Origin of the sequence: Bacillus sp. NP157, from assembly GCA_018889975.1 — a bacterium.
GTDB lineage: Bacteria > Pseudomonadota > Gammaproteobacteria > Xanthomonadales > Rhodanobacteraceae > Luteibacter.
Genome location: CP076546.1, coordinates 1,444,483 through 1,470,595 on the forward strand (window position 1 = coordinate 1,444,483; position 26,113 = coordinate 1,470,595).

The 26,113-nt window shown below is 68.6% G+C and carries 22 protein-coding genes; 10 read left to right on the forward strand and 12 right to left on the reverse strand.

Translation table 11 applies throughout. The annotated features are described in order from the left end of the window. The first annotated feature begins 6 nt into the window (after positions 1-6). Together KPL74_06530 and KPL74_06535 are read left to right on the forward strand one after the other, a co-directional pair. Entirely contained in the window at positions 7-1,341 is a 1,335-nt protein-coding gene (locus KPL74_06530) for a lipopolysaccharide biosynthesis protein (protein ID QWT21656.1), read from the forward strand. Then, positions 1,341-2,180: a hypothetical protein gene (locus KPL74_06535; protein ID QWT21657.1), complete on the forward strand. Its 840-nt coding sequence runs from the start codon at positions 1,341-1,343 to the stop codon at positions 2,178-2,180. Before KPL74_06530 ends, KPL74_06535 begins: the two co-directional genes overlap by 1 nt. Positions 2,181-2,237: 57 nt before the next feature. Here KPL74_06535 and KPL74_06540 read toward each other — a convergent pair whose 3' ends face one another. From KPL74_06540 to KPL74_06560, 5 genes are read right to left on the reverse strand one after another with little or no spacing between them, the layout of a single operon-like run. Next, positions 2,238-3,608, reverse strand: a complete 1,371-nt coding sequence (locus KPL74_06540; protein ID QWT21658.1) for an efflux transporter outer membrane subunit — start codon at positions 3,606-3,608, stop codon at positions 2,238-2,240. Beyond that, entirely contained in the window at positions 3,605-6,721 is a 3,117-nt protein-coding gene (locus tag KPL74_06545; GenBank protein ID QWT21659.1) for an efflux RND transporter permease subunit, read from the reverse strand. Before KPL74_06545 ends, KPL74_06540 begins: the two co-directional genes overlap by 4 nt. After that, positions 6,718-9,831, reverse strand: a complete 3,114-nt coding sequence (locus KPL74_06550) for an efflux RND transporter permease subunit (protein QWT21660.1) — start codon at positions 9,829-9,831, stop codon at positions 6,718-6,720. The genes KPL74_06545 and KPL74_06550 overlap by 4 nt, the downstream gene beginning before the upstream one ends. After that, complete coding sequence (locus KPL74_06555; protein QWT21661.1) at positions 9,828-11,045, reverse strand: efflux RND transporter periplasmic adaptor subunit; 1,218 nt, start codon at positions 11,043-11,045, stop codon at positions 9,828-9,830. Before KPL74_06555 ends, KPL74_06550 begins: the two co-directional genes overlap by 4 nt. After that, on the reverse strand, positions 11,042-12,184 hold the full coding sequence (locus KPL74_06560) for a hypothetical protein (protein QWT21662.1): 1,143 nt from the start codon (positions 12,182-12,184) through the stop codon (positions 11,042-11,044). Before KPL74_06560 ends, KPL74_06555 begins: the two co-directional genes overlap by 4 nt. Positions 12,185-12,409: 225 nt before the next feature. Between KPL74_06560 and KPL74_06565 the strand changes: the two genes are divergently transcribed. After that, entirely contained in the window at positions 12,410-12,835 is a 426-nt protein-coding gene (locus KPL74_06565) for a hypothetical protein (GenBank protein ID QWT21663.1), read from the forward strand. Here the strand turns inward: KPL74_06565 and KPL74_06570 are convergent. Genes KPL74_06570 through KPL74_06580 form a run of 3 tightly spaced genes read right to left on the reverse strand, consistent with a single transcriptional unit; the run spans position 12,801 to position 15,403 of the window. Beyond that, positions 12,801-13,463, reverse strand: coding sequence for a DsbA family oxidoreductase (locus KPL74_06570; GenBank protein ID QWT21664.1), 663 nt, complete (start codon positions 13,461-13,463; stop codon positions 12,801-12,803). The genes KPL74_06565 and KPL74_06570 overlap by 35 nt on opposite strands. 57 nt (positions 13,464-13,520) lie before the next feature. Continuing rightward, a complete protein-coding gene (locus tag KPL74_06575; protein QWT21665.1) occupies positions 13,521-14,288 on the reverse strand; it encodes a LytTR family DNA-binding domain-containing protein in 768 nt (255 codons plus the stop codon). Then, positions 14,285-15,403, reverse strand: coding sequence for a histidine kinase (locus KPL74_06580; GenBank protein QWT21666.1), 1,119 nt, complete (start codon positions 15,401-15,403; stop codon positions 14,285-14,287). Before KPL74_06580 ends, KPL74_06575 begins: the two co-directional genes overlap by 4 nt. Positions 15,404-15,593: 190 nt before the next feature. Here KPL74_06580 and KPL74_06585 point away from each other — a divergent pair, with 190 nt between their 5' ends. Beyond that, positions 15,594-16,010 carry a hypothetical protein gene (locus KPL74_06585; GenBank protein ID QWT21667.1) on the forward strand — a complete coding sequence of 139 codons (417 nt, stop codon included), beginning with the start codon at positions 15,594-15,596 and terminating at the stop codon, positions 16,008-16,010. On the opposite strand, the gene KPL74_06590 is transcribed toward KPL74_06585, so the two are convergent. Next, positions 16,007-16,783, reverse strand: coding sequence for an SDR family oxidoreductase (locus KPL74_06590; protein ID QWT21668.1), 777 nt, complete (start codon positions 16,781-16,783; stop codon positions 16,007-16,009). The two genes, KPL74_06585 and KPL74_06590, sit on opposite strands and share 4 nt — an antisense overlap. 109 nt (positions 16,784-16,892) lie before the next feature. On the opposite strand from KPL74_06590, the gene KPL74_06595 reads away from it, so the two are divergent. After that, a complete protein-coding gene (locus tag KPL74_06595) occupies positions 16,893-17,798 on the forward strand; it encodes a LysR family transcriptional regulator (GenBank protein ID QWT21669.1) in 906 nt (301 codons plus the stop codon). Between the two features lie 299 nt (positions 17,799-18,097). After that, positions 18,098-18,940 carry an alpha/beta hydrolase gene (locus tag KPL74_06600; GenBank protein QWT22585.1) on the forward strand — a complete coding sequence of 281 codons (843 nt, stop codon included), beginning with the start codon at positions 18,098-18,100 and terminating at the stop codon, positions 18,938-18,940. Positions 18,941-18,987: 47 nt separating this feature from the next. Here KPL74_06600 and KPL74_06605 read toward each other — a convergent pair whose 3' ends face one another. Beyond that, positions 18,988-19,383: a nuclear transport factor 2 family protein gene (locus KPL74_06605; GenBank protein ID QWT21670.1), complete on the reverse strand. Its 396-nt coding sequence runs from the start codon at positions 19,381-19,383 to the stop codon at positions 18,988-18,990. A gap of 133 nt (positions 19,384-19,516) precedes the next feature. Between KPL74_06605 and KPL74_06610 the strand changes: the two genes are divergently transcribed. Then, positions 19,517-20,545, forward strand: a complete 1,029-nt coding sequence (locus KPL74_06610) for an alpha/beta hydrolase (protein QWT21671.1) — start codon at positions 19,517-19,519, stop codon at positions 20,543-20,545. A gap of 26 nt (positions 20,546-20,571) precedes the next feature. Here KPL74_06610 and KPL74_06615 read toward each other — a convergent pair whose 3' ends face one another. Both KPL74_06615 and KPL74_06620 read right to left on the reverse strand, forming a co-directional pair. Continuing rightward, the gene (locus KPL74_06615) at positions 20,572-21,513 is read right to left on the reverse strand and encodes a peptidoglycan-binding protein (GenBank protein QWT21672.1); all 942 of its coding nucleotides are present in this window, start codon (positions 21,511-21,513) and stop codon (positions 20,572-20,574) included. Between the two features lie 107 nt (positions 21,514-21,620). Then, a complete protein-coding gene (locus KPL74_06620) occupies positions 21,621-22,850 on the reverse strand; it encodes a LysR family transcriptional regulator (GenBank protein ID QWT21673.1) in 1,230 nt (409 codons plus the stop codon). Between the two features lie 165 nt (positions 22,851-23,015). Between KPL74_06620 and KPL74_06625 the strand changes: the two genes are divergently transcribed. Genes KPL74_06625 through dctA form a run of 3 tightly spaced genes read left to right on the forward strand, consistent with a single transcriptional unit; the run spans position 23,016 to position 26,111 of the window. Next, the gene (locus KPL74_06625) at positions 23,016-23,876 is read left to right on the forward strand and encodes an amidohydrolase (protein QWT21674.1); all 861 of its coding nucleotides are present in this window, start codon (positions 23,016-23,018) and stop codon (positions 23,874-23,876) included. After that, on the forward strand, positions 23,873-24,763 hold the full coding sequence (locus tag KPL74_06630) for a hypothetical protein (protein QWT21675.1): 891 nt from the start codon (positions 23,873-23,875) through the stop codon (positions 24,761-24,763). Before KPL74_06625 ends, KPL74_06630 begins: the two co-directional genes overlap by 4 nt. A gap of 46 nt (positions 24,764-24,809) precedes the next feature. Beyond that, on the forward strand, positions 24,810-26,111 hold the full coding sequence (gene dctA / locus KPL74_06635) for a C4-dicarboxylate transporter DctA (protein QWT21676.1): 1,302 nt from the start codon (positions 24,810-24,812) through the stop codon (positions 26,109-26,111). The last annotated feature ends 2 nt before the right edge of the window (positions 26,112-26,113 follow it).

The following is a 26,113-nucleotide window of genomic DNA, read 5'->3' on the forward strand; positions in this document are numbered from 1 at the left end:
GTCGCGATGAAGCACTGGTTTTCCGATGGCTCGTTCCGCGCCATCGTGCGCAACGCGTCGTACCTCGGGTCCAGCAACGTCGTCAGCGCCTTGCTGGGCCTGCTGGCGCTCGCCTGTGCGGGCCGCGGCATGTCGCCGGCACTGTTCGGCACGCTGGTCGTGGTCCAGGCCTACGCCAAGAGCGTCAGCGATTTCATGAAGTTCCAGACCTGGCAGTTCGTCGTCCAGTTCGGAACGCCAGCGCTCGCGCACAAGGACCTCAACCGCTTCCGCGACGTCACCGGCCTGTCGTTTGGCCTGGACCTGGCCAGCGGCGCCGTGGCCCTGGTCGCCGGCATGGTGTTGCTGCCGTGGCTTGGCCATGCGGTCGGCCTGGATCCCGCCGATTTCTGGTGGGCGCTGGGCTATTGCACGCTGATCCCGACGATGACCGCGGCGACCCCGACCGGCATCCTGCGCGCGATCGACCGCTTCGACCTGATCGCCGTGCAGGGTGCGATCACGCCCTTCCTGCGCGCGATCGGCAGCGTCATCGCCTACTTCGCCGGCCTCGGTTTCCCCGGCTTCATCGCCACCTGGTACGTCTCCAGCCTCGCCGGCGACATCGCGTTGTGGATCTTCGCCGTGCGCGAACTGCGCCGGCAGCAGATCGACCACGCCCTGCGGCCCGGCCTGTTCGGACCGGCCCGGCGCATCCGCGGTGCCTGGGACTTCGTCTGGACCACCAACTTCGCCCATTCGATCTGGTCCGCGCGCAACGCGGGCAGCAACGTGCTGGTCGGCATCGTGCTCGGCCCCACCGCCGCCGGCCTGTTCAAGGTCGCGCTCACTTTCTTCGATGCGGCCGGAACGCCCGCGTCGCTGATGCAGAAGAGCTTCTATCCGGAAATCATGCGGCTCGATCCGGCCAGCACGCAGCCGTGGAAGCTCGGCGTGCGTTCGGCCGCGCTGGCCGGCGGCCTGGGCATCCTCGTCGCCCTGCTGGTGATCATCGTCGGCAAGCCGCTGATCTCGACGATCTTCGGCGCGCAGTACGTGGAGGCCTATAGCCTGCTGCAGGTGATGTCGGCCGCGCTGGTGGTCTCGATGGCCGCCTTCCCGCTGGAATCGCTGCTCTACATCGCCAGCCGCCAGCGTGCCGCGCTGGTCGCCCAGGCCCTCGCCGCCCTGCTCTACGCCGGGTTGCTGATCGGCCTCAGCCATGCCATCGGCCTGATGGGCGCGGCCATCGCGTACTTCGCGGGCCAGTGCCTGGAGGCGGTGTTCTCGCTTATTCCCACCGTCGCCGCGTATCGCCGGCGGCACACGCTTCGCCATTACACGCCCGGGGAGGTGCAGTGATGAACGCCAGTAATGCGCCGGCCTGGCCGAAATTCCCAGCCGAAACCCTGGGTCGGTTGTTCGACGCCGTGGACGTCGACGACATCATCGATGCGCATACCGCCCTGCCCGACCCGATCGTGCTGGCCTGTCCCGACGACTCCGTGCGGCGCTGCTACGCGCTGTGCCTGCAGTTCTGGGAAGACGGCGTGTCGCGCGACGAGCTGCTCAAGCTGGTCGACAAGCTGTTGCGCAACGAAGGCCTCAGCGCCGACGAGCGCCTGCAGTACAAGCACATCCGCGCGCGCTACAAGCACCTGCGGTTCGCCCAGCGGCTTTACCGCAAGAACCATCGTTCGAATTTCCTGTTCGACCTGACCACGCGCGTGCTCGGCCACCTGCAGGATGCGTTCCGCGGCGGCAAGCGCAATGCCATGGTCCGCCACGGCATGAAACTTCGCGTGTTGCTGGCGCCGCCGATCTGGGCCTGGATCCATCGTGCGCTGCGCCAGACGCAGCTGGACAGCGAGGCCGGCGTCATCGCCTACCAGCAGGCCGAAATGCGCCGGCTGAAGAAAGCCGTGGCCCGCGCGACGTTCGCCGGCGACCAGTTCCACATGGTGCGCAAGATCGTCAGCATGCAGGTGTCGTACTACGACACGCTGCGCGTCCTGGCGCCCAACGAGCACGCCTACCGGATGTCGCGTTTCCTGGCCGCCATCAACGGCCTGATGGGTGCGCGACACGACGAGATGGTCGCCGAATCGCTTTCGGGTCGTCGCCATTACGGCACGCCCGCGCCGCTTGCGCAGGAAACGCGCTCGCGGCTGGAGACCCTGGTCGCGCGCTACCCGCTTTAAGCGGGAGCGCCGGACCCTCGCGGAAACGCCGGCGCCAGCGCAGCGCGCCGGCCCCGCTCAGGGCGTCGAGGTGACCGTGGGCGGGGCATCGGCCTGCCAGCCGCCGCCCAGGGCCATGATCAGGTTGACGCTCGCATCCAGGCGGCGCAGGCGCAGCTGCAGCTCGCCACGGCCGGCGTCGAGCGCACCGTTCGTCGCATCGACCACGGCCGGGTAATCGGCGACGCCTTCGCGGTACTGGTTGCGCACCACCCGATCGGATTCCTTCGCGGCCGCCGCCGCACGCGCGTGCAGCTCCGCGCTGTCGCCCAGCGCGCCGGTCAGCACCAGCCCGTCTTCGACTTCGCGATACGCATCGAGCACGGTCTGCCGGTAGTTCGCCACGGCCTCGTTGTACTGCTCGTTGGCGTTGCTCTCCTGCGCCTCGAGCCGGCCGCCCGCGAACAGCGGCGCCTTCACGTCGGCCGTGCCGGTCGGGCCGCGGCGCACGCCGATGCCGGCCGCGAGGCTGATCGACGGCAGGGTCTCCGCCTTGGCGACGCCGATGCGGGCGCTGGCGGCGGCCATGCGGCGCTCGCTCGCGGCGACGTCGGGACGGCGTTCCAGCAGCGTCGCCGGCACGCCCACGGGGGTCACCGGTACGGGGGTGTCGAACGGCGCCGGGGCGATCGAGAACTCCGCGGGCGGCTTGCCGAGCATCACCGCGATGGCATGCTCCAGCTGCGCACGCGCTGCACGCGTGTCGGCGAGCTGCAGCTGCGCGGCGCTGGCACGGGTCAGTGCCTCGGACACATTGGCGCTGGAGGCCTGGCCCTGGGTGTACTGGTTACCGACCATGCGCTGCCACTGGGTCGCGCTGTCCGCGGCCGGCTCGAGCAGTTCGATCAGGGCATCGTCCTGGCGCAGCGCGAAGTAACTCTGCACCAGCTGGGCCTGCATCGACAGCGTGGCACCGGCAAGGTCGTCCTGGCTGGCCTGCGCGCTCGCGCGATGGGCTTCGACGTCGCGCCGCACGCGGCCCCACAGGTCGATCTCCCAGCTCACGCCGAGGCCAAAATCGTTCTCGTTACGCCGGCCCGACTTGATGCTGCCGATGCTGGCCTGCGGGTAAGACGCACCATTGGCCACCTGGACCAGGGCCTGGGCCTCGCGCACGCGGGCTGCGGCGGCGGCAAGCGACTGGTTGTTCACCGCCACCTGCGCGACCAGCGCGTTGAGCGTGCCGTCGCCGTAGATCTCCCACCAAGCACCGGCGATCGGCGCGGCGTTCGCGGCCTGCGCCGGCTGGCGGCCGGCCTCCTTGTACGCGGGTGTCACCGGCGCGGCCGGACGCACGTAGTCCGGACCGACCGTGCACGCGGCCACGAGCAACATGCTGCCGGCCACGGCGACGCTGCGCAGGCAGGCGCTGGCGATGCGCGCGCTCATGCCTGCGGCCCTTGTTGGACGGCCGGCGCGCGTGCGTCGCGCCTTGCCCCGAAATGTTGCATCCATCGGACGGCCCACCTGCTGAATCGATCAAGGTAAAGGTACACAACGGGCGTCGTGTAAAGGGTCAACACCTGACTGAGCACCAGGCCGCCGCCCATGGCGATGCCCAGCGGCGCATGCATCTCGGCACCGTCGCCGCGCGACACGGCCAGCGGCACCGCGGCCACCATCACGGCCAGCGAGGTCATCAGGATCGGCCGGAAGCGCAGGCGGCAGGCCTGGCGGATGGCTTCTTCCGGACTCAGGCCGTCGTTGCGGCTGGCGGCCAGGGCGAAGTCCACCATCATGATGGCGTTCTTCATCACGATGCCGACCAGCGCGAAGATGCCGATCAGGGCGATCACGTCCAGGTCGGTGCGCAACAGCAGCAGCGCGAACACCGCGCCGACCGCGGCGGACGGCAGCGTGGACAGGATCGTCAGCGGATGCACGCAGCTTTCGTAGAGCACGCCCAGGACGATGAACAGGGTGAGGAAGGCGGCGAGGATCAGGGCCGGCTCGCTGTCGGCGACCTGGCGCGCGGCGCCGGCCGAGCCCTGCAGCGTGCTGCGCACCGAGCGCGGCATGGCCAGCCGGTCCATAGCCCGCTGGATCGCCTGGGTGGCCTGCGAATTGGACACGCCGTCGGCGCGGTCGAAGGTGATCGTGGCGGCGAGCGCCTGGCCGTAATGGGAGATGTCCAACGGTGCGTTGAACTGGCGCACGCGGCCGAGCACGGGCAGCGGGACGCTGCTGCCATCGGCACCCGGCACCGCGATCGCATTGAACGCGTCGGCCGACTGCGCATGCTCCGGGGCCACGCCCATGATCACCGGGTACTCGTCCGCCGCCGTGAACACGGTGGTCGCGCGCCGGTCGGCGAACGCGTCGCGCAGCACGCCATCGATGCGTGCGTAGGAGATGCCGGCCGCCGTCGCGGCGCCGCGCTCCACGTCGAGCGAGGTGGCGACGCCCGTGGTGCCCAGGCCGCCGTGCACGTTGCTCAGCTCGGGCAGGCCCGACAGCGCCTGGACGATTTGCGGCGCCCACTTGCGCAGCAGCTCGGGCGTGTCGGCCTGGATCGTGTATTCGTTGGAAGAACGGCTACGCCGGCCACCCACGCGGATGTTCTGCACGGAGGTGACGGTGAACGTGCCGCCGGGCATCGTGGCGAGCTTGCGGTTGATCCGCGCCGCCACGTCGTCGGCGCTCGCGTCGCGCTGCGAGAGCGGCTTCAGGGTGACGAACAGGGAGCCGGCGTCGCGTTCCACGTAGCCGCCCACGCTGGCGACGGCCGGATCGGCGCGCACGGTGGCCATGAAGTCACGCAGCTTGCCGCTGGCCACGGCGAACGAGGTGTTGCCGCCGGTGTCGAAATCGCCGGTCAGCTCGCCGGTGTCCTGGCGCGGGAAGAAACCCTTCGGCACCACGACGTAGAGGTACACGCTGAGGCAGAGCACGCCGAGCAGCGACAGCATCGTCAACGGTGCGCGGCGCAATGCCCAGGCCAGGCTATCGTCGTATGCCACCTGCAAACGCGCGAAGGTACGCTCGCTCCACGCATGGATCCGGCCGTGCGTATCCTGTTTCGTCGACGGCTTGAGCCACCAGGCGCACAGCATCGGCACGAAGGTGAGCGAGACCACCAGCGAGATGGCGATTACCACCGCCAGCGTGACGGCGAATTCGCGGACGAACAGGCCGACATAGCCGCCCATCATCAGCAGCGGCAGGAACACCGCGATCAACACGGCGCTCATCGACAGAACGGTGGTGCCGACCTCGCCCGCGCCGATCCGCGCCGCTTCGCGCGGCGGCATGCCGTCTTCGATGTGGCGGGCGATGTTTTCGACCACCACCACGGCGTCGTCCACGGTGAAGCCGACGGCGATGGTCAGCGCCATCAGGGAGAGGATGTCGAGGCTGTAGCCCAGCCCGTACATCACCACCATGGCGCCCAGCAGGGAGATCGGCGCCACCGCGCTGGCGATCAGCGCCATGCGCAGGTCGCGCAGGAACAGCAGCATCACGATGACGACCAGTACGACGGCGAGCGCGAGGGTGTGCTCCGCGGCGCGCAGCGAGCCACGCACGGTGGTAGCCCGGTCGACGATGACGCCTGCCTGCATGTTGCCCGGCAGCGCCGCGCGCACGGCCGGCAGCCGCGCCATGATGCCGTCGATCACCTCGATGATGTTCGAGCCCGGCTTGTGCCGGACCAGCGCCAGCACGGCGGGCTCGCCGTTGGCCAGTGCCGCGTTGTAAGGGTCGCGCACGCCATCCTCGATCCGTGCGATCTCGCCCAGGTGCACGGCGCTGCCGTCGCGCCCGAGGACCACGAGCGAACGGAACGCATCGGCCGTGGCGAGCTGGCCGTTGGTCGCGACCTGCAGCTGGCGACCGGCCACCTCGACCGCGCCCGCGGCCTGGTTCGACACGGCACCCGCCAGCGCGTGGCGGACCTGTTCGAAACCGACGCCACGCTGGTTCATCGCCTGCGGATCCAGCGCGACGCGCACGGCCGGGACCGAGCTGCCGACCAGTTCCACTTCACCGACGCCTTCCACCTGCGACAGCATCTGGGTGAAGGTGGACGACGCCACTGCGTACAACTGCCCCGGCGTGGCGTCGCGCGAGGTCAGGCTGAGCACCAGCACGGGCGCGTCGGCGGAACTCACTTCGCGGTATGACGGGCTGGCCGGCATGTCCGCGGGAAGGTCCGCGCGCGCCGCGTTGATCGCGGCCTGCACGTCGCGCGCGGCGCCGACCGAATTGCGCGCGAGGTCGAAGGTGAGACGGATATCGGTACCGCCAGTGGTGCTTACCGAGGTCATCTCGGTCAGCCCGGCGATGCGTCCGAGCGCCTGCTCCAGCGGCGCGGCGACCGACGCCGCCATCGTCGCCGCGCTCGCGCCCGGCAGGTCGGCCGAGACCTTGATGGTCGGCACGTTCACCTCCGGAAGCGAGGCGACCGGCATGAAACGCCAGCTCACCAGGCCGGCGATCACCAGCCCCAGGCACAGCAGCGAGGTCGCCACCGGCCGGCCGATGAAGGCGCGCGAGAGGTTCATGCAGGCCGGCCCCGGCGCTGCAGCACGCGCTCGAAGGCGAGGTAGATCACCGGCGTGGTGAACAGGGTGAGCAGCTGGCTGACCAGCAGGCCCCAGAAGATCCCCACGCCCAGCGGATGGCGCAGCTCCGCACCCATGCCGCCACCGAGCATCAGCGGCAAGGCACCCAGCATCGCCGCCAGCGTGGTCATCAGGATCGGGCGGAAGCGCAGCAGGCAGGCCTGCACTATGGCCTCGCGCGGGGCCAGGCCCTGGTGGCGCTGCGCATCGATCGCGAAGTCGATCAGCATGATCGCGTTCTTCTGCACGATGCCGATCAACAGGATCACGCCGATCAGCGAGATCACGTCGAGCTCGAAGCCGCCGATGATCAGCGCCAGCAACGCGCCGATGCCGGCCGACGGCAGCGTCGACAGGATGGTGAGCGGATGGATGTAGCTCTCGTAGAGCACGCCGAGCACGATGTAGACGGTGATCAGCGTAGCCAGGATCAGCCACGGCTGGCCGGCGCGCGAGGCCTGGAAGGCTTCCGCCGAGCCTTCCCAGCGCAACTGTGCGCTGGCCGGCAGCTTCAGCTCGCGCTGGGCGGCATCGACCTGCTGGATCGCACCGCCGAGCGACGCGCCCGGGGCCAGGTTGAACGACACCGTGGCCGCCGGCAGCTGGTCGAGCCGCGTGACCACCAGCGGCGCCGTGCGCTCGCTCACCTGGGCGATCGAGGTGAGTGGGATCAGCGCGGCCGAGGGATCGCCCGCATCCGCCGCGTTCGCCGCCGCCCCACCCGTGGCGCCCAGGTACACGCCCTGCAATGCACCGGCGACGTCGGTCGCGGCCGGTGCCGCTGCCTCGAGGATCACGCGCCGCTGGCTGCCCAGGGTCAAGAGCGTGGAGACGTGGCGCTGGCCGAACGCGTTGTACAAGGCATCGCCGATCGCCGCGGAGGTGACGCCGTAGCGGCTGGCGAGGTCATGGTCGACCTGGACGAACGCTTCCAGGCCACGATCCTGCTGGTCGCTGGCGACGCTGGTGAGCTTGTGGGCATCGCGCAGCGAACCGAGCACGCGCGGCACCCACTGCGCCAGCTGGGCCGGGTCGGCGTGTTCGAGCGAGAACTGGTACTGGCCGCGGCTGACCCGGTCGTCGATGGTCAGGTCGGGCACCGGCTGCATGTACAACGCGATGCCTTCCACCTTGCGCGCGGCATCGGCCAGGCGCGCCATGACGGCGGGCACGCGATCGCGCTTGCCCAGCGGCTTCAGGTGGATCAGCAACTGCCCGGTATTCAGCGACGCCGAGCCGCCGCCCACGCCGATGAACGAGGCGACGCTGGCGACGGCGGGATCCTGCAACAGCACGCGGGTCAGCGCCTGCTGGCGATCGGCCATGGCGGCGAACGACACCGTCGGCGCGGCTTCGGTCACGCCCTGGATGTCGCCGGAATCCTGGGTGGGAAACAGCCCGCGCGGGATCACCAGGTACAGCACGACGGTCAGCGCGGCCATCGCCGCGACCAGTCCGAGCGTTGCCGCCTGGCGTGCCAGCACCCATGCCAGGCCGCGCTCGTAGCGCACCAGCACGCCATCCAGCCAGGCCTTGCCCCGCTGCGCGACGCGCCCCTGCCGCGCTTCCGGCACCCGGCGCAGCATCCGCGCGCACATCATCGGCGTGAGCGTCAGCGAGACCACGCCGGAAATCAAAATCGCCACCGCCAGCGTCACCGCAAACTCGCGGAACAGCCGGCCGACCAGTCCACCCATGAACAGCAGCGGGATCAGCACGGCGACCAACGACACGGTCAGCGACACCACGGTGAAGGCGATCTGCCGCGCGCCCTTCAGCGCCGCGGCGAGTGGCTCCTCGCCCGCCTCCACGTAGCGGGCGATGTTCTCGATCATCACGATCGCATCGTCGACCATGAAACCGGTGGCCACGATCAGCGCCATCAGGGTGAGGTTATTGATCGAGAACCCGGCCAGGTACATCACCGCGAAGGTGCCGACCAGCGAGAGCGGCACCACCACGCCCGGGATGATCGTAGCCGTGCCACTGCCCAGGAACAGGAAGATCACCAGCACGACGAGCACGACCGCGAAGACCAGTTCCACCTGGGTGTCGTGGACGGCCGCACGCACGGTGTCGGTGCGATCCGACAGCGTGGTGATGTCGGCCGCGGCCGGCAGGGTCGTCTTCAGCTGCGGCAACAGCTGCTGGATGCGGTCGACCACCTCCACCACGTTGGCGCCCGGCTGGCGGCGGATGCGCAGGATGATCGCCGGCACGTCGCCCGACCACGCGGCCAGGCGTGCATTCTCGGCGCCTTCGCTGACGTGGGCGACGTCGCCCAGCCGCACCACCGCGCCTTCGCGCTGCGCCACCGCGAGGCCTTCGAAGCCGGCGACGGTGTCGATCGGCGAGCTGATCGCGATATTGGACGAACGCACCGGGCCTTCGAGCGTACCCTTGGCCTGGTTGGAATTGGCATCGCGAATGGCACCGCGCAGGTCGTCGAGGGTGAGCCCGTTCGAGCGCAGGCGCGCCGGATCGGCCTGCACGACGATGGCCGGCTGCTGGCCGCCGTCGATGCTGACCAGGCCCACCCCCGACACCTGCGACAGCTTCGGCACCAGCCGGGTATCGGCCAGTTCACGCAGGGTCCGCAGCGAAAGGGTCGGCGAGGTCACCGCGAGTGTCATCACCGGCGCATCGGCCGGGTTCACCTTGCGGTAGATCGGCGGCTGCGAGATGTCGGCGGGCAGCAGTGGCGCGGCCGCGTTGATCGCCGCCTGCACTTCCTGCTCGGCCACGTCCAGCGGCAGGTCGAGGTTGAAGCGCAGGGTGATCGTCGAGATCCCGACCGCGCTGGACGAGGCCATCTGGTTCAGGCCCGGCATCTGGCCGAGCTGGCGTTCCAGCGGCGCGCTGATCGTCGAGGCGACCACCTGCGGCCCGGCGCCCGGATAGGCGGTGACCACCTCGATGGTCGGGAAGTCGACCTCGGGCAGTGCCGACAGCGACAGGAAGCGGTAGCCGAACAGGCCCAGCAACAGGATCGCGATGGCCAGCAGCGAGGTCGCGACCGGCCTCAGGATGAACGGGCGCGAGGGATTCACGGGCGGGCGTTCGGTGCCTGCGGCGAGGCACTCGCCTCATCGCGCTGGCACGTGGTCGCGCCAGCCGCGGGCGCCGCCGGCGCCGTGTCCGTCGCGGTGGTTGCCGTCACGCGGGTGCCGGCGCGCAGCCGGTCCGCGCCCTCGACGACGACCTGGGTCCCCGCCGCGATGCCCGAGGTGACGACGGTGGTCGCGGTGTCGCCCGCGCCGACCTTCACCGGCACGACGGCCACGGTCTTGTCGTCCTTGAGCACGTAGACGAACGCACCCTGGGCACCCTGCTGGATCGCCGCGGCCGGCACCAGCACGGCCTGGGCAAGCACCTGCACGGGCAGGCGCGCCGTGACGAACTGGTTGGGCAGGAGCGAGTCCTTCGCGTTGGCGAACTCGGCCTCGAACTTTACCGTGCCGGTGGCCGGATCGACCTGGTTGTTCGCCGCGAGCAGGTGGCCCGTGGCGAGCACGTCGTCGGGGCTGTCGCCGTAGGCATCGACCGGCACGCAGTCACCCGCGCGCAACCGTTCCAGCACGCCCGGCACCACGTTCACCGGCATCGAGAACACGACCTTGCTCGGCTGCGACTGGGTCACGACGACGATGCCGCGCGTATCCGACGGACCGACCAGGTTGCCCGGGTCGACCCGGCGCAGGCCGACCGTGCCGGAGATCGGCGCGGTGATGCGTGCGTTGGAAAGCTGCAGGTTCGCGCTGCCGATGCGGCCCTGTTCGGACTTCACTTCGGCGGTGTACTGGCGTACCAGCGATTGCTGGTCGGCCACGCGCTGGCGCGAGATCGAATCCTGCGCGAGCAGCGCCTCGTAGTGCTTCAGCGTTTCCTGCGCATTGGCGAGCTGGGCCTGGCTGCGACCAAGGTCGCCGTTGGCCAGCTGCAACTGCGCCTGGGCTTCGCGCGGATCGACTTCGGCCAGCAGGTCGCCCTGCTTGACCACCTGGCCGCCGCTGAAGGCCACCCGCTTGAGCAGGCCATCGACCTGGCTACGCACGAGCACGCTGTTGGACGGGGTCACCGTGCCGGGCTGCGCGCGGTAGACCACGAAGCCGCCCTGGCGAGCGGCGGCGGTGACCACGGGCACGGCCTGCTCGGCGGCCTGCTTGTTGCCGCCGCCACCGCGCCCCAGCCACCACAGGACGGCGATGATGAGGATGGCGACGACCACGATGATGGTCGTCCGCGACGAGCCCCGCCCGCTCACGGAAGCACCCGCTCGTACACGCGATAACGCTTGTAGTCGTGGCCGCCGATGGTTTCGACGATGTTGCGCATGCCGGCGTTGTCCTCGAGGATCCACGACAGTTCGACCTGCTCGACGCCGCGTGCCACCAGATGGTGGCGGACCGCGTCGATCACCAGGAAGGCCAGGCCCGGCCCAAGCGGCGTGTTGTGCAGGCTACGGCGCACGCCCATCAGCGGCACGCGCGAGGATTTGGGGAAGCGCACCTTGAGGTTCCAGAGCAGCTTCGCCCAGTTGAACGGCAACAGGCTGCCACCGAAGTCCTTGATGACCTCGTTGACGTTGGGCAGCGCGACGATGAACGCCACCGGCTCGCCATCGAGCTCGGCGACCTGGATCAGTTCCGGGGCGATCAACACGCGCAGCGTGTGGCCCAGGTCCTTGAACTCCGCCTCGGTGAACGGCACGAAGCCCCAGTTGTTCGCCCATGCGTCGTTGAAGATGTCGCGCAGCATGGCGAGCTCTTCGTCGAAGCGCTTGGTGTCCAGCGGGCGCACGCGGATGCGGTCGCGCACCTTGGCCAGCAGGCGATCCATGACCTTCGGCGCGGGGAAGTCCGGCGCGATCATGTAGGCAAGCATGTCCTTGGCCTTGGTGTAGCCGGCGCGCTCGATGCGCTCGCCGTAATACGGCTTCGCATGGCCCATCATGAACACGGGCGGCGTGTCGAAACCATCGACCAGCAGGCCGACTTCGTCGTTGATCGAGAGGCTGAGCGGGCCGCGCACGCGCTGGATGCCCTGGTCGTGCAGCCATCCCTCGGCGGCGCTGATCAGCGCGGCGAAGGTTTCCTGGTCGTCCTCGGCGTCGAGCATGCCGAAGAAACCGGTGGCGTCGGCGTGGCGCTCCAGATGGAGATCGTCGATCTGCGCACTGATCCGGCCCACCGGCTTGTCGCCGCGCCAGGCGATCCAGCCCTGCCAGCGGGCATGCTGGAACCAGGGGTTGGTCTTGGCACCCAGGTGCAGGCTGCGCTCCAGGTGGAGCGGCGGGATCCAGTTCGGATCGGAGCCGAGGATGGCAGCGGGTACCTTGATGAACTGGTTCAGGTCAGCCTTGCTGGCGACCGGGACGACACGCAGTGGAGCGGACGGGCTCAAGCTAAATCTCCGACGACGAACAGAAGTCCGCGCCAGTCGCCCAGGTTGCCGCTGGCTAGCGCATCTCGGGCCCGGTCATAACTGCACCGGCCAGTACGCCATTCTAGTCGTGACAGTCGTGATTTGGTACACCCTTAGGTATGTTCCTGCGCCAGGGGCGCAAGGAGACGCTGGCGCAACCGCTCGGCCCCGACTTAGACTCGGCGCGTCAGCGGGGGCGACGACATGGAACGTGAAATCAAGATCGGCAATGCCACTTTCGTGGTCGAGGATCCGGCCGGGTCGCTCGACCGTCCACCGCTGCCACTCCTGCACGCCGGGCGGCCGTCGCCCGACACCGAGCGCACGCCGTCCGAAGAGGCGTGGCCATTCAGCGCCACGCCCAAGCCGAACGCCAGCGACCCGATGGGCGAGATCGCCGCCCGCGTCGCGATGTTCGACGGCATCGCCAACGGCCGGATAAGCCCGCGCGTCCTGTTCGTGGCCTGGCTATGGACGGCGCTGACCTTCTACACCCTCGCCGCGGTGATCTTCTGCGCAGGCACGATGCCAGCCACCACGGTCGGCGTCTTGATCCTGGCCATCCACACCGGCTTCTTCCTGCGCGCCCGCTCGCTTATGCATCTTCACCGGAAGCGGCGATCTTTCTAAGCTGGCGCTCGAACTCTTCCGCCGGCTGGCCGCCGGAGATCAGGTAGCGATCGTTGACGACCACGGCCGGCACGCCCGTGATCCCGCGCCCCTGCCACAGGGCTTCGTCGCGACGGACCTCGTCGGCGAACCGGTCGGATTCCAGCACCGCGCGCGCCGCCAACTCGTCGAGACCCACCTTGCCCGCGGCTGCCACCAGCGCATCGCGGTCGCCCGGATCGGCCTGCTCGGTGAAGTTCAGCACGAACAGCTGCTGCTTCAGCGCGTGCTGGCGGCCATCACCCTCGCCCGCGGCCCATGCGAGCAGGCGGTGCGCGTCGAAGGTGTTGTAGATGCGGCTGTCGTCTGACGTATTCATCGTGAAGCCGACATCCGCGGCACGCGCCTTGATCCGCTCGCGGTTCACCCGCGCTTCGGCGGCGGGGATGCGGTACTTGGCGACGATGTGTTCCAGCGTGTTCTCGCCGCCCGCGCGCATGTCGGGATTCAGTTCGAACGGATGGAAGGTGATTTCCGCCTCCACGTCGCCACGCAGGTTTTCCAGCGCGCGGTCGAGGCCACCCAGGCCGATGACGCACCAGGGACAGGCGATGTCGGAGACGAAGTCGATCTTCAGCTTCTTGGTCATGGGCACGCTTATCGCAAGGTCAAAACGCGATGGTACACCCGGCCCGCGAGTCGTCGCCTAGCCCTGTATCGAGACCAGCTTCAGGAATGCCTCGTGCTGGTAGCGGCTCATGCGCAGCTTCTGGCCGGTGTCCATGGTCACCACGTGGTAGCCGTTGAACCACGGGTGCACGGCCCGTACGCGGCGGACGTTGACGATGGCGGAGCGATGCACGCGGGCGAACTGGCGAGGATCGAGGCGCTCGGCCAGGCTGGTCATCGTCTCGCGCATCTCGTGTTCGCGGTCGGCGAGGTGGATCACCACCGTGTTCTTGTTCGCCCGGATCCAGACGATGTCGTTCACGTCGACGAAGGTGACCTGTTCGCTCTCGCGCACGGGAATACGCTCGAGGTAGGCATCGCGGCGTTGCAGCGCATCGAGCGCCTGCATGATCCGCGCAGACGCGTCGGCCCCGCCCCCGGCGGCCGAGCGTGCCTTCGCCCGGGACAGTGCCTGGGCGAAGCGGTCGCGACTGAACGGTTTGACCAGGTAGTCCACGGCGTTCGCCTCGAACGCGCGCACGGCGTACTGCTCATACGCCGTGACGAACACCGTCGCCGGCATGCGCTCCACGCCCACAGTGCGAAACACATCCAGGCCATTCATCGCCGGCATCTGGATATCGAGGAAGACCAGGTCGGGCGAGCGCATCCGGATGGCGTCGACCGCCGACGCGCCGTCGCCGCACTCGGCCAGCTCGCCGATGGCGGGGTCGTCGCGCAGCAAGCGCAATACGGCCTGCCGGGCGATCGGCTCGTCGTCCACCACAAGCACCGACAGCGTCATGCCGCGGCGACCTCGGGCGCGTCGTCGGCGTCGTCATCTTCGACCAGGCGGAACGGCATGCGCAGGCGGCAGGCAACACCTTGTGGCCAGAGCATCTGCAACTCGACCTGCCCGGCGCTTCCGTAAAGTTCGCTTAGGCGCAGGCGGGTATTGGAGAGGCCGATGCCGTGGCCTTCGCTGGCCGAACCGCCGGGCTCGAGCACGCTGTTGCGGTTGCGCACTTCGATGGTGAGGATGTCGCCTTCGCGGCGGCTCTCGATCTCCACGCAGTCCGTGCCAACCCGCTCGCCGATGCCGTGGCGGATCGCGTTTTCGACGATGGGCTGCAGGATCAGGCTGGGTACTGCGCACGACAGCGTGTCGGGCGATATATAAATCCGGGTATCCAGGCGATCCTTGAACCGCGTGCGCTGGATGCCGAGGTAGAGATCGAGCAACACCAGCTCCTGTCGCAGCGTGATCTCCTGGCCCTGGCATTCGTCGAGGAAGGCACGCAACAGGTCGCTCAGGCGCAGCAGCATGTCTTCGGCCGAGGTCACGTCCTCGTGCAGCAGGGTGGCGATGGCATGCATGGTGTTGAAAAGGAAGTGTGGCTGCAGTTGCGTGCGCAGCACCTGCAGCCTCGATTGCGCCAGCTCGGAAGCCAGCTCCGAGGTTTCGAGCTCGCGCCGGGCCTTCTCCTCTCGGTATTGCATCGCCTGCTGGATCGCAAAGAGCGCCCAGCAGGTCAACATCCCCGTGGCAGCGTGCTGGCCGACGAACTGGCGCCACTGCAGCGCCAGGCTCGAGCCTTCGGTCACCGACGAGACCAGCGCGCCGATCAGCAAGGCAAGTCCGGTCATGCCGACGCTGGCCAGCAGCGGCATCCACAGCTCACGCCAGCGCAATGGAGTGCGCACCGGGAAGTGCTCGCCGAGGCGGAACACCAGCGGAGCCAGCGCCGCCCAGGTGAACCACTGGATGATCGACCAGCGCAGGTAGTCGCTCATGTCCCAGGTCCTGCCGCCCAGGTCGTCACGCATGTAACCCTGCAGCGCGAACACGACGGCGACCGCACCCCACAGGCTGAGGTATCGCGACATGCCCATCTGCGTCGTGCCCAGGCGAACCTTCATCGGTGTATCCAGCGGGGTGGCGCGGCCATCTTAGGCACCGCCTCGCGCGGCTGGGAAGCGAAAGATGGCATGGCTGCCATTGGTCACGCTGCTACGACGATTCGTCCCAAATACGTTCCCGACGGGCCTGCCGTGGGGCGTGATGGCCTCGCCGGGGCCACGTGCGCGCCCCTTCGTGACGGAGTCGCCCATGTCCCCTTCCCTGCCCTGCCTCGCCACCCTCGTCGCCGCCCTGTCGATGGCCGGCTGTGCTTCCAACGCATCGCGCGGACCGACCTCGGCGCCGTTCAATCTCGTCAACGCGACCGCCGACAGCGTGTCGCATGTCGCGCTGGCGCCAAGTGGCAGCGACGACTTCAGCAACGTGGACCTCGGCGAACCGCTGGCCGGTGGCCTCACCGCGGCCGCCGTGCAGTTGCCGCAGGGGCCATGCATGCGCGACCTGCGGATCACCTTTGGCGACGCACGCGAGTCGCGCATCAACGGCGTGGACGTGTGTCGCACGCATGGCCTGCGGCTGGATAGCCTGCGTGGCCGTAATGCGAGTCCCGACACCCTGGCCACCGGCGGTCCCGCCGCCGACCAGGGCACCGGGCAAGCCCTTTAGACCTGGGCCTGGCCACCATCGACGAACAGCTCGATGCCGGTGATGTAGCTCGCCTCGTCGGAGGCGAGGAACGACACCGCCTTCGCGATCTCGTCGGGCTCGCCGGTCCGGCCAAGCGGGGTCACGCTGGCGGTGTAGGCCGAGAAGTCGGCGATCTGTTGGTCGTTCATGCCCAGCTCGCTCTTGTACGCCGGGGTGACGATCGTGCCCGGGGCGACGACGTTGACGCGGATGTCGCGCCCCTTCAGGTCCTGTGCCCAGGTCCGGGCGAAGGAGCGCAGCGCCGCCTTGGTCGCGGCGTAGACGCCGAACGCCGGCACGCCCTTGAGCGAAACCATCGAGCCGTTGAGCACGATGGCGCTACCCGGGCCCATCAGTTCCAGCGCCTTCTGCACGGTGAACAGGGTGCCCTTCACGTTGATGCCGAAGTACTTGTCGAACTGGGCCTCGCTGACCTGCCCCAGCGGCGCGAACTCACCGCCGCCGGCGTTGGCGAACAGGATGTCGAGGTGGCCGCTGCGCTCGCGGATGGTGGCGAAGATGCGGTCGAGGTCGGCGGCGACGGCGATGTCGCCCTGGATCCCGGTGGCGCCGATGCTGGCCGCGGCGCTGTCCAGCTCGGCCTGGCGGCGGCCGGTGATGTAGACCGTGGCCCCTTCGCGGACCAGGCGCTCGGCGGTGGCCAGGCCCAGGCCCGAGCTGCCGCCGGTGACCAGGGCGATCTTGCCGGCGTGGCGGGTGGTGTGGATGTTGCTGTTGGCGAGTGCGTGCATGACAGGTCTCCGATGACCGCGGCGCGGTCGATGGACGAAAGTATGGTTATTCGCTTCCAGTGGATAAATAATCGCTTTGCGATTTCACTATCCACACGGGGAAATAATCGTGGACCACATTCTCGCCATGCGCGTGTTCGGCCGGCTTGTCGAAACCGGTGGTTTCGGCAAGGCCGCCGATAGCCTGCGGATGCCCAAGTCCACGGTGACCAAGCTGATCCAGGGGCTGGAGGAGCAACTGGGCGTCCGCCTGTTCGAGCGCACCACCCGGCGGGTGACCGTGACCGCCGAAGGCGCGGCGTACTACGAACGCACCCGGCAATGGCTGGCCGAGCTGGACGATTTCGAGACCACCCTGGCCGGCGGCCGCGGCAGCCCGGTCGGCACCCTGCGCGTCGACACCGGCGGATCGGTGGCCGCGTGCCTGATCCTTCCCGAGCTACCGGCGTTCCGCGAACGCTATCCCGGGATCCGCCTGCAGGTTGGCGTCACCGACCGGACGGTTGACCTGGTCGGCGAAGGCATCGATTGCGGTATCCGCAGCACGGCCGACGACCCCAACCTGGTCGCACGCCAGATCGCCGAGCTGCCGTGGGTGACCTGCGCGACACCGGGCTACCTCGCCAGTCGCGGCACGCCCATGCATCCGGACGACCTCGCCCGCGAAGGCCACGACATCGTCGGCTACTTCTCGGCGCGTACCGGCCGCGCGCAGCCGATGCGTTTCACCGATCGCGAGCGCGGCTTCGACGGCGAGCTGATAAGCGCGGTGGAAGTGAACGAGAGCAATGCCCACGTAGCCGCCGCACTGGCGGGGCTCGGCATCGTGCAGACGCTGGCCTTCGCCGCCGCGCCCGCCCTGGCGCGCGGCGACCTTCTCCCCGTGCTGGACACGTGGCAGCCGGCACCGCTGCCCGTATACGTCGTCTACCCGAGCGAAAAGCGCCATAACGCCCGCCTGCGCGCCTTCGTCGACTGGATCGCCGAGGCACTGCCGCGGCGCGCGCTGGCCTAGTGCACCCACTCCAGTAAGGGCTGGCCCTTCGGCACGATGTAGGTGCCGATCTCGGCGGCGTTGCCCGGGCCCACGTTGGCGGATAACCCGGCGACGGCGTGCTGGCGTTGCTTGCGGCGGAACAATCAATTGCGCCCCGCCACGTTCCCAGCCCCGCCACGGATTTCCACAATACGCCCATCCACCGGCGCCGGGGACATCCATCGACGCCACGTCGCTCCGCCCCGAACCACTCCCCCCTTACTGGAGACATCGCCATGACCACCCACGCCAGGCCGCCCGTCGTTTTCCATCGCCGCATGCAGATCGACGGCCTCGACATCGCCTATCGCGAAGCCGGCCCCGCCGACGCCCCCGTGATGCTCCTGCTGCACGGCTTCCCGACCTCGTCGCACATGTTCCGCCACCTGATCCCTTACCTTGCCGATCGCTACCATGTCATCGCGCCGGACTACCCGGGTTATGGCCAGAGCGACGCGCCGAACCACGAGGCGTACCACTACAGCTTCGAGAATTTCGGCAACCTCGTGCGCACCCTGCTCGAGCGCCTTGGCGTGCAGAAGTACGCCATGTACGTGATGGATTACGGTGCGCCGGTCGGCTGGCAGCTGTTCCTGAAGAACCCGGAGAAACTCACCGCCCTGGTCGTCCAGAACGGCAACGCCTACGACGAAGGGCTAAAGACGTTCTGGGATCCGATCAAGACCTACTGGGCCGATGGCGCCGCGAAGAGCCGCGACGCGCTGCGCTGGCTGGTGAAGCCCGAAACCACGATCTTCCAGTACACCGACGGCGTCGACGACAAGACGCGCATCTCGCCGGACAACTGGATCCATGACCAGGCGCTGCTCGACCGCCCGGACAACGAAGACGTCCAGATGGACGTGATGTACGACTACCGGAAGAACGTGCCGCTGTATCCGGAAGTGCAGCGCCTGTTCCGCGAGTACCAGCCGCCGACCCTGATCGCCTGGGGCGAGCGCGACACGATCTTCCCGGCCGACGGTGCGCATCCCTACAAGCGCGACCTGAAGGACCTGGAGTTCCATCTGTTCCCCACCGGCCACTTCGCGCTGGAAGATCTCGGCGACGAGATCATGCCGCTGATCCGTGACTTCCTGGACCGGAAGATCGGCAAGTAACATTCATCGAAGCGACAAAACGTCAGGGGTGCCCCGCGCGGGCGCCCCTACGTCACCCCGCCGGGTGCTTGCCCTACCCACTGCGCCCGCCACGCGGGCGCATCGAAGGGATCGGCGAAGTACTGCACTTCGCGTGTCACCTTGCCATCCTGGAAAGTCATGATGCTCACGGTGAAAGCGCGCTTCTCCCCGTAGAGGATCGAATACTCGGTGACCCAAAGGTCGCCCTTGCCGACGATGCGCCTGACCGCGAATCCCGTTGGTTTGCCGGGATGGTGGCTACGCAACGCCTGCAGGTTGGCCCGGCCATGGATCGTTTCGCCGGATTGCGGGTACTCGCACACCGCATCGTCGCGGTAGATCGCATGCTCGGCATCCTGGTCGCCCGCGGCGGATGCCGCCCAGTGTCGATCCAGCGCATCGCGGATCGTCCGCTCGTCCATCGCCATGTCTCCTACGCCGTGCCTGGATGCCAAGACTACGCGCGATGGCGACAGGCCGTTGCAAGCCACGGCAGGTTTGGGGGTGCACCCTAGTCGGCCTGGCAGGCCGCCACCCCGACGAAGGACCCCACCGATGCCCCTCGACACCGACTCCGCGCGTCGCCGCTTCCTTGCCCTGGCCGGCAGTTCCCTCGCCGCCGCCACCGTGGGACCGCAGGCGCTTGCCGCCTCGCAGCTCGCCGCCGCCAGCGCCAGTGCCTCGACCACGTTCGGCCCGCTGAAGCAGGTCCACGCGGGCGTGCTCGACGTCGGCTACATCGACATGGGCAAGTCCAGGCATCCCGCCGTGCTGCTCCTGCATGGCTGGCCCTATGACATCCATGCCTTCGCCGAGGTGGCGCCCGCGCTCGTTGCCAGGGGCTTTCGCGTCATCGTGCCGTACCTGCGCGGTTACGGCTCGACCCGGTTCCTCGACGACGCCACGCCGCGCAACGGCCAGCCTGCGGCGCTGGCGGCAGACGCCATCGCCCTGATGGATGCGTTGAAGATCCGGCAGGCGATCGTGGCGGGATTCGACTGGGGCGCACGCACCGCCGACATCCTCGCCGTGCTGTGGCCACAGCGCTGCAAGGCGCTGGTGTCGGTCAGTGGTTACCTCATCGGCAGCCAGGAAGCCGGCAAGAAACCGCTGCCACCGAAGGCGGAGCTGCAGTGGTGGTACCAGTTCTACTTCGCCACCGAACGCGGCCGCGAGGGTTACGAACAGAACCGGCATGACTTCGCGAAGCTGATCTGGCAGCTGGCATCGCCGCAGTGGCACTTCGACGACGAGGCGTTCGAGCGCAGCGCATCCGCGCTCGACAACCCCGACCACGTGGCGATCACCATCCACAACTACCGCTGGCGGATGGGACTGGCCGAAGGCGAAGCGAAGTACGACGCCGACGAACGGAAGCTCGCGGCGGGACCGACCATCGCGATTCCCACGATCACGCTGGAAGGCGACGCCAACGGTGCGCCGCATCCCGATCCGTCGGCGTACAAGGCGAAGTTCACCGGCAGGTACGAACATCGCAACGTCGATGGCGGGATCGGCCACAACCTGCCGCAGGAAGCGCCAGAGGCATTCACGAAGGCGATCGTGGACGTCGCCCACGCCTGAGGCTGGCGGACGGCGCGGCGTTTCCCTTACCTGGGCTGGGCCAGTTCAAGCACCAGCGCGCTGCTGGCCGTGCCGGTCGCCGCCGAGCCGTGCGATCCCTGGTAAGCCTTGACCGCATCCGCCGTGCCGCGGCCAAACACGCCGTCGGCCACCACCAGGGGCTGCGATGCGGACAGGCCGACCTGCAGCCGGCGCACGTCGAGGCCGCGCAGGACACCGGATGCGCCCAGGCCAAGGTCGCGACTGCCGACCGGATGGCTGTCGTCATAGCAGTCCTCCGGCGTCGCGGACAGCGTCGCCGCGGAAATCTCGAGCGAACGCACCACCAGCGGCAAGCCGAGATCCCACTGGCCGAGGTCGACCAGACGCTGGAACGCGTCCATCCGGTAGCCGGTGTCATGCGCCTGGCTGGCCAGCCCGGTCAGCCAGCGCCGGCGCTGGACAATGTACGCCTTCAGCCATGTCTTCTCGTCGACATGCGGCATCGCGCCGACGGCGGCGTTGGTCAGGTCGCGAACGGTACCCCAGCCACCCTGCACGTAGGCGTCATAGGCCAGGGCCATGCCCAGGGGCGTGGTGATCCCTGCCCGCGTCGCCGTCTGCACCGCGGGCATCAGGTAGTTCTTCGCGAAGAAATCGTCCTGGGTATCGCGCATGGCCTTGTCGTCGGCGACCGCGCGCAACAGGTTCTGGAAAAACATGTCGTGGTCGAGTGCCGTGTCAACGGCCAGCGCACGCGGCACGTAGGGCGCGAAGGTCTTGCCGAACGTCGCCGCCGCATTTGCCACATAGGCCTGCAGCAGGCGGCCGAGGCTGCCGGAGGCGAGGCTCGCCTGCGCCCTGCCATAGCTGAGGTGACCCGCGTCGGCGTGGTTGAAAGTCACCGCGCTGTAATGGCCAACGACCGACGAGGTTTCGAATACGTTGACGATGGCGGAGATGGTGCGCAGTTGCAGCTCTGTCGGCATGGCCGGGCTCCTCCGTGGCAACAAGCGATCGATTAGGCGCCCGGTCCGGGCGATGGGCAACCCGGCCATCCGGCCGTCTCCCTCCTGTTACACGCAACGCGCGGGCGTCACGGGCGCGGCGAACCCGCCGCCTTCTCCGCCGCCATCCGTCGCAACAGGGCGACGAACCGGCCCTGCAACGGTGTCGGCATCCATTCGGTGCGCCGGGTCATGGCGATGCGCCGCCAGAAATCCTTGCCCGGGGAACCGATCTCGACCAGGTGGCCCGCACGACTTTCCAGCAGGAACTGGTCGCGTGACATCAGGGTCAGCCAGTCACCCGCCAGCATCATGCCGCGCATGATCAGGACCGAGGCGCACTGCAGGCGGATCGGTGGGGGTTGCACGCCGCGTACCTCGAACATGCGCTCCCAGTTGAGCCGGAGGGGCACGCCACGCGCAGGCACCACCCATGGATAGCGCAGCAAGGCCGCCGTGGTCAGCCGCCCGCCACGCAGCGGATGGCCGGCACGCGCCACGATCACCAGCTCATCGTCGAACAGGCCTTCCTGCACGACATCGCGCGCCGGCACGGTCTGTCGCTCCGAGCCGATCAACAGGTCCATGTCGCCCTGGCGCAGGCGCGCGAGCAACTCGAGGTAGGGGCCCTCGATCACTTCGACGGCGGCCGCGGGATAGTCGGCGGCGAACGTCGCCAGCACGCGCGGCAGGAAGTGGGCGCGGGCCACCGGCAACACGCCGATGCGGATGAAACCACTGCCCGCAGCGCCACCGGCACCGACCTCCTCCAGCCCCGCGCCAAGTTCGGCGAACATCAGGCGGACGAAGTGGACCAGCCGCGTCGCCGCGTCGGTCGGGCGCACCGAACGTCCGACGCGGACCAGCAGCGACACATCCGTCGCTTCCTGCAGTTCACGCATGGCGCGATGCAAGGCCGGCTGCGACACACCTACCTCGGTGGCGGCCGCCGCGTAGCTGCTGGTGCCGACCACCGCGACCAGTGCGCGCAGCTGGGCCATGCTCAGGCGACGTTCGACATGCGCCAGCGGCTGGCCGTGCGTGCCGCGGCGAACACGGCGCACGCCGCGCACCAGCAGGCGCAGGGCATTGTCCACGCGACGGACGAAGCGGCGCCCGCCCTCGGTCAGCTCGACGCCCGCGGCGTGGCGGTCGAACAGCCGTGCGTCGAGCACGCGCTCCATCTTCGCCACCGCATGCACCAGTGCCGGCTGCGACAGGTTCACTTCGGCAGCGGCGCCACTCAGGGTCCCCACCCGCGCCACGGCCAGCAGCGCGTCGAGGTGGCGCAGGTTCAGGTCGAACAGTCGGTCATCCATATCGTTTACTTTTTTGAATAGCGCAATCGTAATTCGAATTTGGCGGCGAGCGTATGGCCGCGCATATTCCACACCGACGACGGCACTGCCGTTTTTGCAGTGCAACAATTTTCGATAGCGAATGTGAATGGCCCCAAGGCCCAATCCCTGTAGCATGAGGCGCCCGTGATCCTGTTCGACACCCACACCCACGTCATCTCGCCGGATACGGCGACCTATCCCACCGACCCGATCGGCGGCAAGCAGTCGGAGTGGTCGCGCGATCGCCCGGTCGATGCCGACGGCCTGCTCCGCGCGATGGACACCGCAGGCATCGAGCGCGCCGTGGTGGTCCAGGCCTCCACGGTGTACGGCCACGACAACCGGTACGTCACCGCCAGCGTGCGTGCCCATCGCGACCGTTTCGTCGGCGTGTACTCGATCGATGCCATGGCCGCCGACGCCGTGGATCGGATCGACCAGTGGCAAGCCGAAGGTTTGTATGGCTTCCGCCTGTTCACCACCGGGAGCACCATGCCCGGCCAGGCGGCGTGGCTGGGTCATCCGGATTCGTACCCGGCATGGGCGCACGCCGAGGCACTCGGCATCCCGGTCTGCCTGCAGATGACCATGGATGGCCTGCCCGTGCTGCGCGAGCTGCTCACCCGCTTCCCGAAGGTGCGCGTGCTGCTCGACCATTGCGCCCGGCCCGATCTCGCCGGCGGTGCGCCGTATGCCGACGCGCAGGCACTGTTCGACATGGCCGCCTTCGCGGGCGTGCACCTGAAACTGACCAATCGCACGCTGGAGGCGGCGGGCCAGGGTGCGTCGACGCCGGCCGACTTCCTCGCGGCCATCCTGAAGGCGTTCGGTGCCGATCGCATCGCGTGGGGTTCGAACTTCCCCGCCGCCGCGGGAACGCTGGCCGAGCTCGCCCGCCAGGCGCGCGAGGTCCTCGGCACGCTCGATGCCGCCGACCAGGCCGCGATCGGCCATGGCACCGCGCAGCGGCTCTATCCGTTTGCGCAGACGAGCGCCACCGCATGACCACGCTGCGCACGGTGCTGAAAACCTACCCGCATACGGAGGCGCTGAAGCGCGGCGCGCTGGTCGATCCCACGGTGACGCTCGACTTCGTCGACGTCGCGCCGGTGCACAAGGCGTTCGCACCGATGGTCCGTGAGGCCGCCTACGACGTGTGCGAACTGGCCATCGTCACCGCGCTGCAGGCCATCGCCTACGGTGCGCCGATCGTGCTGCTGCCCGCGGTGGTCGCCTCGCGCTTCCAGCGCGGCTGCCTGGTCGGCTGGTCGGACGCCGGCATCCCGGCCCCGGACCAGCTCGCCGGCAAACGGATCGCCGTCCGCTCCTACACGCAGACCACCGGCATGTGGGTGCGCGCGCACCTGGAGGAAGACTACGGCCTGGCCGCCGCGGCCGTGGACTGGGCCACGCAGGACGAAGCCCACGTCGCGGAATACATCGATCCCCCGTTCGTGTCGCGGATGCCGAAAGACCGCGCGCTCACCGACATGCTGCGCGACGGCGAGGTGGATGCCGCGATTTTCGGCAACGACCTGCCCACCGAGCCCGGCTTCGCCCCGCTGATCACCGATGCCGCCGCGCGCGACGCCGCGTGGTGGACCCGGCACGGCTTCATGCCGATCAACCACATGGTCTGCGCCAGCCGCGCGGCCTGCGAAGCATCGCCCGAAGCCGTGCGCGCGGCGTATCGCCTGCTCAAGGCGTCCGCCGCGACGGTGCCGGTCGAGCCGGGCCAGCCCGTGCCTTTCCGCTTCGGGTTCGACGTCCTGCGCGAGCCCGTCGCCTACACGATCGACGCCTGCCTGAAGCAGTCGCTCCTGCCTCGCCGACTCAGCGTCGACGAAGTCTTCGCGCCCGCCATGGAATGGCTAGGCCACGCCGGTGACTGAGCTGCGCGATGCCAATGCGCCGGCCACCCGAACCACGGAACCACGAATGACCGCGAAACCTGCCCTGCCCGGAACCACCCAGCCAGCGCGTCCGCGCCGCTACTACCAGGACCTGACCTTCCAGGTGCTGCTCGGCATGGCGCTGGGCGTGGCCGTGGGCGCGCTCGCGCCCGACATCGGCGAACAGCTGAAGCCGCTGGGCGACGTGTTCATCCGGCTGATCCAGATGGTGGTCGGCCTGATCATCTTCTGCACCGTGACCCACGGCATCGCCAGCGTGCGCGACCTGGGCAAGGTCGGCCGCATCGCGATCAAGGCGATCGTGTACTTCGAGATCGTGACCACGCTGGCCCTGGTGATCGGCCTGGTCACCATCAACGTGCTCAAGCCCGGCATCGGCATGCACATCGACCCGGCCGCGCTGCACACGCCCGCCGACGCGATCCATCCCGCCGCGCACATGTCGTTCGGCGAATTCCTGCTCAACCTCGTGCCGAAGTCCGCGGTGGAAGCCTTCGCCCAGGGTGAGATCCTGCAGATCCTGGTGTTCTCGGTGTTGTTCGCCTGCGGCCTTGCCTCGCTCGGCGACAAGGCGAAGCCGGTGCTGGACGTGGTCCACCTGGTCTCGCAGTCGCTGTTCTGGGTGATCCGCGTGGCGATGAAGATCGCGCCGATCGCGGCGTTCGGCGCCATCGCCTTCACCGTGGCGAAGTTCGGCTTGCAGACCCTGGTGCCGCTGGCCGCGCTGGTCGGCGAATTCTTCCTCACCTGCGTGCTGTTCTTCATCCTCGTGCTGGCGCCGATCGCACGCTGGGCCGGTTTCAGCCTGTGGAAGCTGATGCGCTATGTGCGCGAAGAGCTGGTGCTGGTGATCGGCACGAGTTCATCCGAAAGCGTGTTCCCGCAGCTGACCGCGAAGCTGACCCGGCTGGGCGTGCAGGAATCCGTGGTCGGGCTGGTGCTGCCGACCGCGTACAGCTTCAACCACGATGGCACGTGCCTTTACTTCGCGGCCGTCAGCGTGTTCCTGGCCCAGGCCACCGGCACCGCGTTGGGCTGGGAGCAGCAGCTGGGCCTGTTGCTGGTGCTACTGGTGACCTCCAAGGGTGGCGCCGGTGTCGCGGGCTCCGCCATCGCCGTGCTGGCCATGACGCTTGCCGCCACCAAGACCATCCCGGTCGGCAGCATCGCGCTGATCCTGGGCGTGCACCGCATCCTCTCGTCCGCTTTCGTCTTCACCAACATCGCCGGCAACTGCGTCGCCACGCTCGTGGTCGGCAAATGGGAAAAAGCCGTCGACGCCGACCAACTGCATGAAGAACTGTCGCGCGGCTACAAGGCCGCCTGACA

Bases quoted from the DNA above. Each gene is read 5' to 3' on its own strand.
- KPL74_06580 (QWT21666.1), bottom strand. From the start codon at position 15,403: ATGAAGGTTCGCCTGGGCACGACGCAGATGGGCATGTCGCGATACCTC.
- KPL74_06535 (QWT21657.1), top strand. From the start codon at position 1,341: ATGAACGCCAGTAATGCGCCGGCCTGGCCGAAATTCCCAGCCGAAACC.
- KPL74_06630 (QWT21675.1), top strand. From the start codon at position 23,873: ATGACCACGCTGCGCACGGTGCTGAAAACCTACCCGCATACGGAGGCG.
- KPL74_06615 (QWT21672.1), bottom strand. From the start codon at position 21,513: ATGCCGACAGAGCTGCAACTGCGCACCATCTCCGCCATCGTCAACGTA.
- KPL74_06605 (QWT21670.1), bottom strand. From the start codon at position 19,383: ATGGACGAGCGGACGATCCGCGATGCGCTGGATCGACACTGGGCGGCA.
- KPL74_06530 (QWT21656.1), top strand. From the start codon at position 7: ATGAAGCACTGGTTTTCCGATGGCTCGTTCCGCGCCATCGTGCGCAAC.
- KPL74_06565 (QWT21663.1), top strand. From the start codon at position 12,410: ATGGAACGTGAAATCAAGATCGGCAATGCCACTTTCGTGGTCGAGGAT.
- KPL74_06610 (QWT21671.1), top strand. From the start codon at position 19,517: ATGCCCCTCGACACCGACTCCGCGCGTCGCCGCTTCCTTGCCCTGGCC.
- KPL74_06575 (QWT21665.1), bottom strand. From the start codon at position 14,288: ATGACGCTGTCGGTGCTTGTGGTGGACGACGAGCCGATCGCCCGGCAG.
- KPL74_06545 (QWT21659.1), bottom strand. From the start codon at position 6,721: ATGAACCTCTCGCGCGCCTTCATCGGCCGGCCGGTGGCGACCTCGCTG.
- KPL74_06590 (QWT21668.1), bottom strand. From the start codon at position 16,783: ATGCACGCACTCGCCAACAGCAACATCCACACCACCCGCCACGCCGGC.
- KPL74_06600 (QWT22585.1), top strand. From the start codon at position 18,098: ATGCAGATCGACGGCCTCGACATCGCCTATCGCGAAGCCGGCCCCGCC.
- KPL74_06585 (QWT21667.1), top strand. From the start codon at position 15,594: ATGTCCCCTTCCCTGCCCTGCCTCGCCACCCTCGTCGCCGCCCTGTCG.
- KPL74_06540 (QWT21658.1), bottom strand. From the start codon at position 3,608: ATGAGCGCGCGCATCGCCAGCGCCTGCCTGCGCAGCGTCGCCGTGGCC.
- KPL74_06620 (QWT21673.1), bottom strand. From the start codon at position 22,850: ATGGATGACCGACTGTTCGACCTGAACCTGCGCCACCTCGACGCGCTG.
- dctA (QWT21676.1), top strand. From the start codon at position 24,810: ATGACCGCGAAACCTGCCCTGCCCGGAACCACCCAGCCAGCGCGTCCG.
- KPL74_06570 (QWT21664.1), bottom strand. From the start codon at position 13,463: ATGACCAAGAAGCTGAAGATCGACTTCGTCTCCGACATCGCCTGTCCC.